Below are 14007 nucleotides of genomic sequence, written 5' to 3'. Positions count from 1 at the left end.
CTCAATTTGAGTTAGCAACAGAATACAGTAGAATTATCGCCATCATTAGTCACTGAAGAATCCATAACATGGCTCAATTTGTATACAGCATGCTTAGAGTGGGCAAAATTGTCCCACCCAAGAAGCAAATTCTTAAAGACATCTCCTTAAGTTTCTTCCCCGGCGCCAAGATTGGTGTGTTAGGTCTTAACGGCTCTGGTAAATCAACCCTACTGCGCATCATGGCAGGCCTTGACACTGAAATCGAAGGTGAAGCTCGCCCTATGCCAGGCCTTAAGATAGGTTATTTGCCTCAAGAGCCTAAGCTTAATGAAGAGCAAACGGTGCGCGAAGCCATAGAAGAAGCGGTAGGCGTGGCCAAAAATGCCCTTAAGCGTCTTGATGAAGTCTATGCACTTTACGCCGAACCCGATGCAGACTTTGATGCCCTTGCCAAAGAACAAGGTGAGCTTGAAGCCATTATCCAAGCTCAAGATGCTCATAACTTAGATCATATCTTAGACAGAGCCGCCGATGCGCTACGTTTGCCTGAGTGGGATGCCAAAATCGGCGTGCTGTCTGGGGGTGAACGTCGCCGGGTGGCCTTATGTCGTCTACTGCTAGAAAAGCCTGAAATGCTATTGCTCGATGAACCGACCAACCACTTGGACGCTGAATCTGTGGCTTGGCTTGAACATTTCTTGCAAGAATACTCAGGCACTGTGGTGGCCATTACCCACGATAGATACTTCCTCGATAACGCAGCAGGCTGGATTTTAGAACTTGACCGCGGCGAAGGTATTCCATGGGAAGGTAACTACTCATCTTGGCTTGAACAAAAAGATAACCGCCTAAAGCAGGAGTCATCCACTGAAAGCGCCCGTCAGAAGACCATAGCCAAGGAATTGGAATGGGTGCGTCAAGGCGCAAAAGGTCGTCAGTCTAAAGGCAAGGCCCGTATGGCGCGCTTTGAAGAATTGAACACCAATGATTACCAAAAACGCAATGAAACCAACGAGCTCTTCATTCCGCCAGGACCACGCTTAGGCGATAAAGTGATCGAAGTCACTAATCTGACCAAATCTTACGGCGATCGCGTCTTGATTGATGACTTGTCATTCTCTGTGCCTAAGGGCGCCATTGTCGGCATTATCGGTGCTAACGGCGCGGGTAAATCGACCCTGTTCAGAATGATTTCTGGCGATGAGCAACCAGACAGCGGCAGCATTTCTGTGGGCGAGTCAGTGCAATTAGCCTCGGTTGAGCAGTTCCGCGACTCAATGAATGACAAGAACACGGTTTGGCAGGAAATCTCTGGCGGCCAAGACATAATGCGCATCAACAATATGGAAATCCCAAGCCGTGCTTACGTGGGCCGGTTTAACTTCCGTGGCGGCGATCAGCAGAAAATCATCGGCACTTTATCCGGCGGTGAGCGTAACCGCGTCCACTTAGCCAAGCTATTACAAGCGGGCGGTAACGTACTATTACTCGATGAACCCACCAACGACTTAGACGTTGAAACCTTGCGCGCACTGGAAGAAGCCTTATTGGAATTCCCAGGTTGCGCCATGGTGATTTCACACGATCGTTGGTTCCTCGACCGTATCGCTACCCACATCTTAGATTATCGCGACGAAGGCAAGGTGAACTTCTACGAAGGTAACTTCACCGAATACTCCACTTGGCTCAAAGCCACCTACGGCGCCGATATCGTCGAACCCCACCGCTTGAAATACAAGCGTATGGTGAAGTAAAGCTTCTCCTGCTTCGCTATAAATAGTGAAACTTATCTCGGTAAAGGACAAAGACAAACAAAAAAGGCATCGAATTCGATGCCCTTTTTTATGGCAGGGGTTTATAAATGGCTTAATGAAGGTAAATATTAGGGTTCACCTTTTCGGTTTTTGTGTGCCCTTTAGCCTTAAAAGATTACCAACCTGACTTTAGCGATCGATAAGCATCCACCGCGATCAGATTTAACACGTTTTTGGACAAAAGCGTGTTTTGGGGGTTAATTTTAGCAAGTATTTAAGACGTCCAAACTTCGTTTGGATTAACCTCGTGGGTCTTCAACCCACACCCGACCAAGAGGGAAAGTTCAACAGCAAACCCTCCCTTGTAATGGTCAAGTTTTTCTGGAGAGATTTTAAGCCGCTTTTTTTAACTCATTATATTTTTGATGTGGCGTCTTATAATCTATTGCCGAATGTCTGCGTTTGTAATTGTAGAACTGAATATATTGCTCAACCACGCTCACTACTGCGCTGTGATTTATAAATGCTAAATGGTTTAATCTTTCAGTCTTTAAACTCCTAAAAAATCGTTCCATCACCGCATTATCCCAGCAATTGCCTCTACGACTCATGCTTTGCTCGATACCTAAGTGTTTTAGCCGCTCTCTAAACACTTTGGCTGAGTACTGACAGCCCTGGTCGGAGTGAAACATCAATGCCTGTGTATTGGGCCTCTTACGTTGTATCGCGTTATTTAAGGCCGCTGTCGCTAATGCTGCATTGGGTTGACTTGATAAAGCATACCCAACGATCTCTTTGGTTCCTAAATCAAGCACACAGGCTAAATAACTCCAGCCTTGATGTGATTTTATATAGGTAATATCACCAACCCAGTGAGTATTATAAGTCGTAGGATTAAACTGTCGTCTAAGCAAATTAGGGGCGTAAACTTGCTCCTCACCTTGGTTAGGATAGTAATGCTTTTTCTTTGGCCTAATCGCCCTTAGCCCCAAGTTTTTCATGACCGTAGAAATAGCGTAAACACCTACTCTACAATCTAAATCAAGTAGTTCAGCCTGTATTCTTCGTTTGCCATAAGTAGAGTAAGAATCAGTGAAAACTTCCTCAACCAACTGCATAACTGACTGTTTATTAATACTTAACGGTATTGGTTTGTAATAGAAACTACTGCAACTTATTTCGAAGGCGCGACATAACTCATTCACTTTAAACTCGGGGTTTGCTTTCTTTACTTCGCGCATCATTTTAAGTTTTGATTGTCTCGAATGAAGAAAGCTGCAGCCTTTTTTAAGATATCATTATCCCTCATGGCTTGTTTTAGTTGGGCTTCTAGAAGCTGTATTCTTCGTTGGTCTTCAGTTAATGCTTTGGCATTTTCTGGGGTTTCACCGGCTAATTCAGCTTGATACTGCACTTTCCATCTAGACACCGCAGATTTACCGGCACCTGACATATCTTCAATTTGCTTGTTGGTGTAACCCTGTTCGACCATCAGCTTGGCATATTCTAATTTTTGAAGAGGGCTGATATGGACTGCGCTTTTTCTGGTCATGTTTAATACCGATAAGATTTTGTGTATTTTAAGCTGAAAATCACTCCAGTTTCATTAGACCATTACACCTCTTGGAGCTCCCTCCGTGCCGCCCCGACGAAGTTGTTCTTCCTCATATTCAAGTAAAAATACCTAACGGCACGACAGTACGTCCATGTACTAACGCGCCTTAACCATCATCCCTGATGGTTACACGGTATTTTTACGTGAATATTTCGGCAACTTCGAGGGGAGTTGATGCAACCTGTGAGTGTACTGTTAAGGTTAGCATAGCTATGGTTCTAGATTTTTAAGAGCGAGAAGAACACACCTAAATATATAAGGTGAGCCATGAGTATTTGCGAGCCGACCGTCCGCCCCACAGCCGCTCTCTGGCATCCATGCCATCGCGGCATTTGTGAATCCTTTCACATCAGATGGGGCGGCCGACTTTAGTTTAAATCAAGAGCCAAGGACGGACTTGCTGCGTGTCGGTGAGTGAATGCCATGGTAAGCCTGTATGCGGGACTTCAGTGACCTACGTTTGAAGCTTAACGATTTAGCACCAATTATCTGACACGTTTTTGGACAGAAGTTTGTTAGATTTTTAGCAATAATTCGTGAATTGGGGATTAGCATTGAAAACTAACGCCTGCCAGCAGAGGCGAGTGAAGCGAGTCCAGCCAGCTTGCTGGCGAATTGGCTGGCTTTGTTATGTGTGGTTACTTGCATTGATGTATTTCTTTATAAAGGTGGCTATTTTCATAATCACAAGTACAGGTTTCGTAATTGTAACTTCCACCAGAATCTAGACAGGAGTCTGCAACAGGTACCATCCAGTCAAGAGCTAGTGAAACTGCTACAAGGAAAACAAGCAGCACTAGTAAAGCACTTAAAACATATCCAAATACTTTCAAAAATCTTTCATTCCATTACACATAACGCTGCTATCTAGGGAATCCCCTGATAATTGCTTTTATTTTCAATTTAGTAGACACGCATGGTGCTATCTGATCTAATCAATTTCGCCAAAAACCTACTAGATCTAACACCATGCGTGATATCCATATCTTACACGATTTAATCAAAAAACAATGCCCTCAAATACACCAAAAACGACTTAATTCTCTGATGGTTGCCACTGAGTCACTCCTCGATGGTAATCAACTATCACTTACTCAGCTTGGTCGTAATATTACGGGCTCCGTGGCAGCTAAACACAACATTAAACGTATTGACCGACTCATTAGGTAATTATCACTTAGCTCAAGATAAAATAACAATATATCAGTGGCATGCTCGCTATCTTTGTGGCGCAAACCCTATGCCTATTATCTTGGTCGATTGGTCTGATGTCCGTGAACAGCTTCGAATAATGACGCTACGCGCATCCATCAGCGTTCAAGGTCGCTCTGTGACTCTGTATGAACGGACTTTCTTGTTTGAGGACTACAACGCACCTCGCAGCCATAATGCTTTTCTCGCTGAACTTGCCAACGTTTTACCTCAAGGTTGTTGTCCTCTGATTGTCACCGATGCAGGCTATCGCAATACTTGGTTTAGGGAAGTTGAGCGCTATGGCTGGTTCTGGCTTGGCAGAGTGCGAGGCGATGTAAGCTTTATGCACCACGGGCAAACCACTTGGCATTCAAATAAATCACTCTACTCAAAAGCAAACTCAACCGCTAAATACATAGGTAATGTTCAGCTTGCACGTAAATCACCGCTAAGCTGCCATTTATATCTATTTAAGGCTAAGTCCAAATTACGTAAAGATAAGCGCTCTTCAAAAGCGGGCCGAAACCACACCGCACAAAAGAGTTATCGCTTAGGCAGTAAGGAGCCGTGGCTGCTGGCGACCAACTTACCGCCTGAATACTTCAATCCAGCAAAAGTGGTTGAGCTATATGCTAAACGCATGCAAATTGAAGAAACCTTTCGGGATTTAAAAAGCCCACAATATGGCATGGGATTGAGGCAAAGTCGCAGTCGGTGTCCAAAGCGATATGATGTATTGTTGCTTATCGCTATGCTGGCAGAAATACTGTTGTGGTGTATAGGCATAGCCGCGAGGCATCTTGGCTGGCAGAAGGATTTCCAAGCTAACAGCATCAAATATCGCGCTGTATTATCCGTTGTAAGATTAGGAAAAGAAGTGCGGCGAAGGCCAAAATACACACTAAAAGCATCGATAATTTACTGGGCATTAAACGAATATATCAAACTGGTTCATACCGCTGGCAGACCTAAATTATGAGGGGATCCGCCAGCGCCCCAATAAGGGGCTAAAAATTGTTTGCTAAAATGTTGAGGGACGAAAACAGCAAACTGTTTTTAGTCCTGCTTGATTGGCTTGTTGAACGAAGCCGCTTTGCGGCAGGAAAGATAAAACACCGCCTTACCTCCCCATCCCAAATACTTACTAGACCCTGCCAATTTGGCATTTATCTAGGAGTATTGTCATGAACCCATCCGAGCAACAACGCTTCGATTGTCTTTATCAACAACATCTTACCAACTTAACCCTGCAAGGCAAGCGCCCTGCTACCATCGATGCCTACAGTCGGGCTGTTAGGCGTATAGCGGCCTACTTCGACTGCTGCCCCGACAAGCTCACAACTGCTGATTTAAAACGTTACTTCGCCGATTTAATTGCCTCTCATTCATGGAGTACCGTGAAACTTGACCGTAATGGTCTGCAATTCTTCTATCGCCATGTGCTCAACCAAGCTTGGCAGTGGCTCAGCATCGTCAAGCCGCCGCAAGTCAACCATCTGCCCGATATCCTCACCCCCGCTGAAGTGTCTATGGTCATTAGCCTCACTCACAAGTTGCGTTATCAAGTGTGCTTTTTAACCCTTTACAGCATGGGATTACGTCTCGGTGAAGCGGTCTCGTTGCAGATTGGCGATATCGACTCACAGTTGATGCAGGTGCATATCCGTGATGCCAAAGGCGGTAAGGATAGACTGATTCCTTTACCGCAACGCACCTTGCAGGCACTGCGTTATTACTGGCAAACCCATCGCCATCCTCGTTATTTATTTCCGGGTAAGGATGGTAAGCCAAATTCACTGATGGACCGTGGTGGCATTCAGAAAGCGATGAAAAAAGTGATTAGTGAATGCCATATTCACAAATCCATCAGCCCACATAATTTACGTCACAGCTATGCCACTCATCTGCTCGAACAAGGGTTAGATTTACGCTCAGTGCAGCAGTTACTCGGCCACAACAGCCTCAACACCACCGCCCGTTACACCCGGCTCACCACCATCACTCGCAAGAACACTGTCGAATCGATTAACCAACTGACGAATAATCTGGTATTGATGTGGGAGTGTGAACAATGAAGTTCATCGATATTTTACGTGACCATCTTGATGAGTTTAATGCGCATTATCAAGGGTATATCACCACATCCATGCGCCAAGCCATTCATGCCATGCTCAGTTGCCGCACTCATTCCCAAAAAGTCAGCCACTGGGCTTGTCAGGGATGCGCTCATACTGCTGACTTTCCGCTGTCATGCGGCCATCGCAGTTGTCCGCAATGTCAGTACAACACCACGAGTGACTGGCTCGCTAAACAGCAGGCTAAGCTACTCCCCGTCAATTACTACATGGTGACTTTTACCTTACCATTTGAGCTTCGAGTCGTGGCAAAACATCAACCTGAGGTGATGTATCAAGCGATGTTCTCCGTTGCTGCCAGTGTGCTAAAAGAGTTTGCTAAAAACTCGAAGCTACTCGGCGGTGAAATTGGTTTTACGGGCGTGCTGCATACTCACAATCGGCGGCGCGACCTGCATCCGCATATTCATTTCATCATCCCTGCAGGTAGCTTCGATAAAGACAGAAAACAGTGGCACAAGAGTAAAGGCAAATACCTGTTCAACAACGTTAATCTGGCCTCGGTGTGGCGAGCAAAGTTACTAGAGCAACTGACAAAAAAGTTCAACATCAAGCTACCATCAGCCACACCTAAGAAGTGGGTTGTCGACTGCCAGCATGTTGGCAAAGGGCTGCCAGCGCTTAAATACCTATCACGCTATCTCTATCGCGGCGTACTGCCTGACAAAAGCATCATAGGTACGACCGATGAACAAGTCTGCTTCGAGTATCAAAATAGCCAAACCAAAACCACTGAAATACGCACTTTACCTACAGTGAAGTTTCTATGGTTGGTACTACAACATGTATTACCCAAAGGGCTACGGCGAGTCAGAGATTATGGACTGTTGAGCGGTAACTGCAGCAAGCTCAGGCAACAGATACAGCTCATGCTCGCTGTCGCTGGTGCGGTGTTTCCAATAATATCTGAGCTAAAGCGAACTGTGGCGATACGACTTTGTCCATGTTGCCATCAGCCTATGTCATTTATCGGAATACATGCACGACCGGCAAGCTTACAAACACCAATAAGCAACACTGCCTAACGCCGCTGTTTAAGCGGTAAAGGTCATGAGTTTAAGACTTAAGATACAGAAGCCGATGGACAAAAAGGAGGTGATTAAGGAGTTGATATATAAAGTTAATTAATTGGCTATCGATGCCAATGGGTTGTTGCATCTTATAAAAAGTGACATAAACCAAACCCACCGACAGCGGCGTAAGTTCTTACGTCGATATTTACTATATAAAGGTATCACTTCTAGCAAGCTCGGGCTTGTTCAACACTTGGGATAAGGACGCGGCTTCGCGCGGCCTATCCTTATTAGTTATGTGCCTTGGTCAATTTGGTACCAATTGAAATAGCTTTAGAGAAAATTATATCCATTTCCTTAAAAGCTTCTATTGTAGCTCCTGAGCTTACAATGCCACCAGGCTTAATGTCTTGAACAATAGCATCAATCAGTTGATGGAAAACAACAATATCATGAGCCATAGTTTTTTCTATCACCCCGACGTGCATACAGTTTTCTTGATAAACCCTTGAATAATGATCAGGAACACTAACAACAAAAGAATAGGTAGTTCCTTCTGGTTGATTTTTTAATTCTTCTGCTGCTTTTTTAATTGAGCAAAGATATCCTCTTTGATTAATAATCTCTATTAATGCTGATATCTCTGCAATCAAACATGATTCGATTTTTTTAGAAAAATTTCGCTCTCTTCTGCGCTCTAAAAAATATGTAGGGAAAAAAGAAACTAAACCACCAGCAACAGCCCCGCCTAAAGCAGCGTAAACTGGTAACCATTCATTTGGTTTTGACGCAGCCATATCACTCAACAACTTAATAGTTTCAGTAATAGCTTTTATTTCATCAGGTGACACCACACACTCCTTGGCACATAACGCCCCAAGCAGGGGATTTTATGAGTGTTTTTAAGCGAGTAAAATTCCCGCTGACTTGGTTTGTTGAACGCGGCTTCGCGCGGCCTATCCTTATTGTATGGATAATAACTAAGTAATTTGGGTAAAGTGAGTCCCAAGCTTTTGTCGCAACTTAAGCCTTCTATATGATAGCTCGATATCCTTATGGCTCCTCTATTGAGAGACCGATAACAAACGTGAGCATCATGTAGAACTCCAAGCATTATACTCGAATAGTCGAATGGGTCTAGAACCCGTATTTCGCAATAAAGAGAACGCTTATTATGAAGAGCCATCACATGCAAAACATCAATGTCGGAGTTGATATTGGTAAATCACAACTTGATATCTTTATCCGCCCCCTTGATATCTTTTTCACTGTTGCTAATGACGAAAAAGGGATTAGAGATGCCATCAATAAGATAAAAATTCACAAGCCTCAGTGCATTGTAGTAGAAGCCACTGGTCGACTGGAAATGCCATTCATTCTAGCTTGTTCAGAAGCAAAGCTTCCCTTTGTTATCGCTAACCCTATGCACGTGAAACGATTTGCTGGCGCGATTGGTCGACGAGCCAAAAATGACCGATTAGACGCTGAACTTATCGCCCACTATGCCGAAGCCATCAAGCCTAAACTGACTGAGTTAAAACCTGAAAAAATAAGATTAATGAGTGATTTAGTTACTCGAAGGAATCAACTTCTCACCATGCAGACCATGGAAAAAAATCGCCATCAAATCTTATCTAAAACACTCCTTTCTACCATTAAACCCATTCTTACAGCGCTAAAGAACCAGATAACAAAAATCGAGTTGAAAATACAAAAGTTAATTGAAGAATGTACCGAGTATCAAAGCAAAAACATCATATTGCAGAGCATGCCAGGGATAGGAAAAATAGCAGCCGCATCAATTATCAGTAATGTGCCAGAGCTAGGCTATATCACCAATAAACAAGCAGCTTCCCTCATCGGGGTTGCCCCCATGACCAAAGAAAGTGGCGACTACAAAGGCAAGCGGGTCATCCAAGGCGGACGAGCACAAGTACGCACTGTACTCTATATGGCAATGATGTCGGCTATGCAGTGTAACCCAGTGTTTAAAGCCATATATCAGCGACTACTTGGACTAGGAAAGCCCAAGAAAGTGGCTATTATTGCATGCGTGCGAAAGATGGTCGTCATCCTCAATTCGATGCTAAGAGATGGCGTCATGTGGGATGAGAATACAGGTGAAAATAAGTTGTTGACGCCATAGTCGTTTGTTATATTGCGACATTGTGTTGTACGTAATACCAAGCAGTACTCGAAGCCACAAAGCCAATAAAACTATATTGCATTATAAATACAATACTATTTACGTCTACTGATACCGAACCCAATATTAATATTGGTGTAATACCACCTAAAACTAAACCTGTAATTGCGAACAGTGATCCACTTTGCCATTTTTTTAGGCTTAACTTTGAACGAATATAAATCAACGGATATGAAAGAGCTACAGAGCAAATAAATGCAACAGGAAAAGCAAACAAGCCAAATAAAATTGAAGCTCCAGAATAATCAGGAAGTGCAATTATTATCAATGCTAATGCAGAAGTTAAACTTGCATAAAAACTTGCGATTAAACAGTGCTTCAATTGAACTCCCTAGCAATATAACGCCGCCATCTAGGGAATCCCCAGATAATCCTGTTGTAATTCAAAATAGTAGACACGCATGGTGCTATCTGATCTAATCAATTTCGCCACTCTTAAACAAGATGGCGACTAAAACTCACACCATGTGTGCTGCTGGTCAATTTAAGCATATCTTACACGATTTAATCAAAAAAAAATGCCCTCACTCTTATAACATAAGCATCAAAAACGCCTTAATTCACTGATGATTGCCACTGTCCCCTTGCTCAATGATAATCACTCGATGGCAATCAACTACCACTCACACAGCTTGGTCGTAATATCACAGACGGTGTCGCAGTAAAACATCTTGGCTGGCAGAAGGATTTCCAAGCTAACAGCATCAAATATCGCGCTGTATTATCCATTGTCAGACAGGGATAAGAGGTACGACGAAGGTAATAATTCGCACCCCATTCAGTTAAAAAAGTTGTCGATAATTTACTGGGCATTAAACGAATATATCAAACTGGTTCATACCGCTGGCAGACCTAAATTATGAGGGGATCCGCCAGCGCCTCATTAAGAGGCAATAAAATAGTTGGTTAAAATAAGCGAGGCACGAGCAAAAACCAACTGTTTTTTGTCCTGCTTGAATGACGTGTTAGGGCACTTATCGAAAGTTTTTTGCTTTTTCAGGATTGTAGAGTGGACTGGATTTGTCCAGATAAAAGCCCTTAAGTTGCTCGGTTGCTTGTACATCACCTTGTTTAACACCTTTTATTAGCAACATTTCAGCTAACAGGGCATTTTTATGAGTACCAAGCCCCTCATGATGAAGTATTGCAAGCTCACTATATATTGGTAAACCTAACTTGAAAGCTTTTGACCATTCTCTAAAAACAAGTTTGTAATCAGGTTTATACGAATCATCTCCAAAGTGCAACAAACCATACCTGTAATGACCTATCGGGATACTCATTTCAGAAGCTATTTTGAATAATTCATTTGCTCTCGCTAGGTCTTCACTTCCGCACTTGCCTGATTCGTATATAGAGCCCAAATTAATTAATGCTCCGGGTAGATTTCTATCGGCTAGCTCATGTAATAAGAGCACCCCCGATTCACAATCACCATTGTTAACCTTGCTCATAGCCTCTTTGAATAAAGAGTTAACATCTGCGTGAGTAAAAAAGCTACTCAGACACAGCAATACAATAGCGATAGATTTAATTGAGTTCGAATACATGCTAGTGCCCTAAAGTCTTAGTATTTATGCCTTGTGCTGTTTGCAAGGCATAAATCGCGTGTTGGACTTGGCCGATGCCAACTCCAGATTAATTGGTATGCTTTATGCTATAGGAATTTGCTTTTTTGAAGCTGGTTCTGGGCTGTAGAGAAGTTAAAAACTGATTGTTCGGCTTGATTTGTACGTGTTTCATTGAAATTCCTTTGTCATAGTTGTGTTCCATCGTATCTTTTTTAAGTTTAGCTGATTCAATGAAGCTTAAACATTCACGCAGCCTCTTTTGGGCTCCGCGCAGCGGCTTAGTTCAACGCTAAAGCTCACTGGCGGCAATGGAGCGCAGCGGAATAGCCGTCCAGTGCAGCGCCTTGTTAGGCGCAAGTTTTCTACGCTGAAGTTCGGATTGCAATTTCAGTCTGCCATTTTTGCGGATCGGGTTCTTCCGAAGGATCAGTCAAATAGGTTTCAAGGCGAGCACCCCAACGGCTCTCATCTTCGGAGGCATCCCACCGCACGTTATTATCAGCAGCCCATTTCTTTAGGTTTGCGGTTGCATCCTGCAGGCGATCGTATTCCCCAATGTGTGTAGTGACTGCATAGCGCCCAGCAGGAATTACACCTGCATCGACCCTACCATCACCTTGTAAATGGTTTGATACAGGAAAGCCCACTTCAATATCAAATTCTTCGTTCTGATCTATGACAAGATATCTGTAAAATGGAGCGCCCGCTGGATTGACCCCACGAGCTGCCAACCAAACCGCAAGCTCCCCAATGAGTGGGGGTAGTTTGGTAGACAGTTCAGCCCTACTGGCATGCGCTCTAATCGCAACGTAACTTTGATCTCTTCGTTGTTCTAGCTTTGGTGAAGTATCTTTCATATTCACGATTTCGCCTCGCTTCCTTCGCCTAACGTCCAAAGCAACGGCGCGGCTTTTTGCGTCCGCTGCCTTTGCTTGTTATTGCGCCACCAGTTGCAATTTCGCGGTTTACCGCCAGCCCTGTTAACACAACAATTCGATATAAAATTATTACCCACACTGTAAAACAACCTTGCGTAAAACTGCAACGAATAATTGCATACTAGGTTGAGCTGATGCTGATAAAACTGTTGGAAGTTAAACGCGTTGTTTGGCGAAAAACTGAAAGGGCGATTACCGAAAAAGACCCTAGCCAACCACAAGCTATTGAAATAAATTTTACCGATTAACCGGAATAAATAGTTGAAAAGATAAAGCGCTATAACAGCTTATTGATTAGCAGCAGGATAACCCTCCTGCTTTCTTGTAAGTTTCTTCGTCAAAATATCACTTGTAAGTGTTTGTTGTAAATATATTATTTAACAAAAAATACAGGTTAAATATGACAATTCAGCAGATAAAAAAGATGCATAGGTGTTTACGAGGTCTGCATAGCACTTTTATATATATTACAAACTATTGATAATAATGAGTTAATGCTTAACAGTTAGTATTATCGATGCGTCAATCCAACGATTTATGCATCTTTTTCATAGCAATTATCTCAACCTCAACTATAACTGTATATAAACACAGTGCATTGGTAAGGTAACGGTTATGGGGCAATTAACATTTTTGGAGGCTATACGGACAGAGATCAGGGTACGCCATTACAGCTATCAAACAGAAAAATCCTACCTCTATTGGAACCGCTATTTCATTCGACATTGCAATATTCGTCATGGCGCTGATATAACCCCCGCTTTGATTGAACAATTTCTCTGTTTTTTAGCAGTGGAGTGCGAAGTGTCGGCGAGCACCCAGAAACAGGCCCTATGTGCCATTGTATTTGCTTGTCGCCATGTGTTAAAAATTGAGCCCAATGAGTTACAATTTCCCTATGCAAAAGCCCCTAAACGAATACCGCAGGTATTGTCTAACGAAGAAGCAAAACTGATCATCAGCAATTTGTCAGGCTACCACTATTTAATTGGTGCCATCCTATTTGGCTCAGGGCTAAGATTAAAGGAAGCCTTAAAACTTAGGGTAAAAGATATTGATCTAACCACTAAATCTATCTTTGTGTACCGAGGTAAAGGGCAAAAAGATCGAGTTTGTATGCTACCTAACGGATTGATTGATGTTCTAAAGTCACAAATGAAACAGGTAAAAAAGCTCCACGAGGCGGATTTGTCAGATGGCTTTGGACTTGCTTCATTGCCCATCTCTCTCATCAGAAAATACCGTAGTAACGCCTCTAAGTTTCATTGGCAATATATCTTTCCTGCTAGCCGCCGTTGTATGCACCCAAGTGACAACTATGTGTGCAGACACCATATTCATCCAACGGCTTTTTCACGTGCATTAAGGCAAGCTACCACTAACTGTGGTATAGATAAGCGCGTTACCGCCCATACTTTCCGCCATTCATTTGCAACATCTTTATTACTCAAAGGCCATGACATTCGTACCATCCAAGAGTTATTGGGACACAGTGATGTCAAAACAACCGAGATATATACCCATGTGATTGGTGGCCATCATACTGGGGTCATAAGTCCTCTTGACAGTCTTTAAGGCATAATACAAAACAAGTTACTA

General features: G+C 43.2%; 10 protein-coding genes and 2 pseudogenes. 7 read left to right on the top strand and 5 right to left on the bottom strand.

Annotation, left to right across the window (positions count from 1 at the left end; genetic code table 11):
* Nucleotides 1–68: 68 nt before the first annotated feature.
* Nucleotides 69–1736 carry an energy-dependent translational throttle protein EttA gene (ettA, locus tag SDEN_RS05930; protein ID WP_011495588.1) on the top strand — a complete coding sequence of 556 codons (1668 nt, stop codon included), beginning with the start codon at nucleotides 69–71 and terminating at the stop codon, nucleotides 1734–1736.
* Between the two features lie 392 nt (nucleotides 1737–2128).
* On the opposite strand, the gene SDEN_RS05925 is transcribed toward ettA, so the two are convergent.
* A protein-coding gene (locus tag SDEN_RS05925; protein ID WP_086022097.1) for an IS3-like element ISSde8 family transposase occupies nucleotides 2129–3288 on the bottom strand; the annotation gives its coding sequence in 2 pieces (ribosomal slippage) (nucleotides 2129–3030 and nucleotides 3030–3288; 1161 coding nt in all).
* Between the two features lie 1032 nt (nucleotides 3289–4320).
* On the opposite strand from SDEN_RS05925, the pseudogene SDEN_RS05915 reads away from it, so the two are divergent.
* From SDEN_RS05915 to SDEN_RS05905, 3 genes and pseudogenes are all read left to right on the top strand, one after another.
* Nucleotides 4321–5524, top strand: a pseudogene (locus SDEN_RS05915) (IS4-like element ISSde1 family transposase).
* A gap of 205 nt (nucleotides 5525–5729) precedes the next feature.
* Nucleotides 5730–6620, top strand: a complete 891-nt coding sequence (locus SDEN_RS05910) for a tyrosine-type recombinase/integrase (protein ID WP_011495586.1) — start codon at nucleotides 5730–5732, stop codon at nucleotides 6618–6620.
* Nucleotides 6617–7705, top strand: a complete 1089-nt coding sequence (locus tag SDEN_RS05905; protein ID WP_011495585.1) for an IS91-like element ISSde12 family transposase — start codon at nucleotides 6617–6619, stop codon at nucleotides 7703–7705. The genes SDEN_RS05910 and SDEN_RS05905 overlap by 4 nt, the downstream gene beginning before the upstream one ends.
* 278 nt (nucleotides 7706–7983) lie before the next feature.
* Here SDEN_RS05905 and SDEN_RS05900 read toward each other — a convergent pair whose 3' ends face one another.
* Entirely contained in the window at nucleotides 7984–8544 is a 561-nt protein-coding gene (locus SDEN_RS05900) for a hypothetical protein (RefSeq protein ID WP_041405698.1), read from the bottom strand.
* Between the two features lie 323 nt (nucleotides 8545–8867).
* On the opposite strand from SDEN_RS05900, the gene SDEN_RS05895 reads away from it, so the two are divergent.
* Complete coding sequence (locus tag SDEN_RS05895) at nucleotides 8868–9839, top strand: IS110-like element ISSde13 family transposase (RefSeq protein WP_011495583.1); 972 nt, start codon at nucleotides 8868–8870, stop codon at nucleotides 9837–9839.
* Between the two features lie 7 nt (nucleotides 9840–9846).
* Here the strand turns inward: SDEN_RS05895 and SDEN_RS20495 are convergent, their stop codons facing one another.
* The gene (locus SDEN_RS20495; protein ID WP_157599838.1) at nucleotides 9847–10221 is read right to left on the bottom strand and encodes a hypothetical protein; all 375 of its coding nucleotides are present in this window, start codon (nucleotides 10219–10221) and stop codon (nucleotides 9847–9849) included.
* 330 nt (nucleotides 10222–10551) lie between these two features.
* On the opposite strand from SDEN_RS20495, the pseudogene SDEN_RS20490 reads away from it, so the two are divergent.
* A pseudogene (locus SDEN_RS20490) lies at nucleotides 10552–10762 on the top strand (IS4 family transposase); the annotation flags it as partial.
* A 111-nt stretch (nucleotides 10763–10873) separates the two neighbouring features.
* Here the strand turns inward: SDEN_RS20490 and SDEN_RS05890 are convergent.
* Together SDEN_RS05890 and SDEN_RS05885 are read right to left on the bottom strand one after the other, a co-directional pair.
* Nucleotides 10874–11449, bottom strand: coding sequence for a tetratricopeptide repeat protein (locus SDEN_RS05890; protein WP_011495582.1), 576 nt, complete (start codon nucleotides 11447–11449; stop codon nucleotides 10874–10876).
* Between the two features lie 383 nt (nucleotides 11450–11832).
* Entirely contained in the window at nucleotides 11833–12327 is a 495-nt protein-coding gene (locus tag SDEN_RS05885; protein ID WP_011495581.1) for a GyrI-like domain-containing protein, read from the bottom strand.
* Between the two features lie 696 nt (nucleotides 12328–13023).
* Here SDEN_RS05885 and SDEN_RS05880 point away from each other — a divergent pair.
* Entirely contained in the window at nucleotides 13024–13983 is a 960-nt protein-coding gene (locus SDEN_RS05880; protein ID WP_011495580.1) for an integron integrase, read from the top strand.
* The last annotated feature ends 24 nt before the right edge of the window (nucleotides 13984–14007 follow it).

The sequence above is a fragment of the Shewanella denitrificans OS217 genome (genome assembly GCF_000013765.1).
Lineage (GTDB): Bacteria > Pseudomonadota > Gammaproteobacteria > Enterobacterales > Shewanellaceae > Shewanella > Shewanella denitrificans.
Note: the sequence above shows the minus strand (reverse complement) of the source record. Positions and strands in the feature narration are given on the sequence as shown.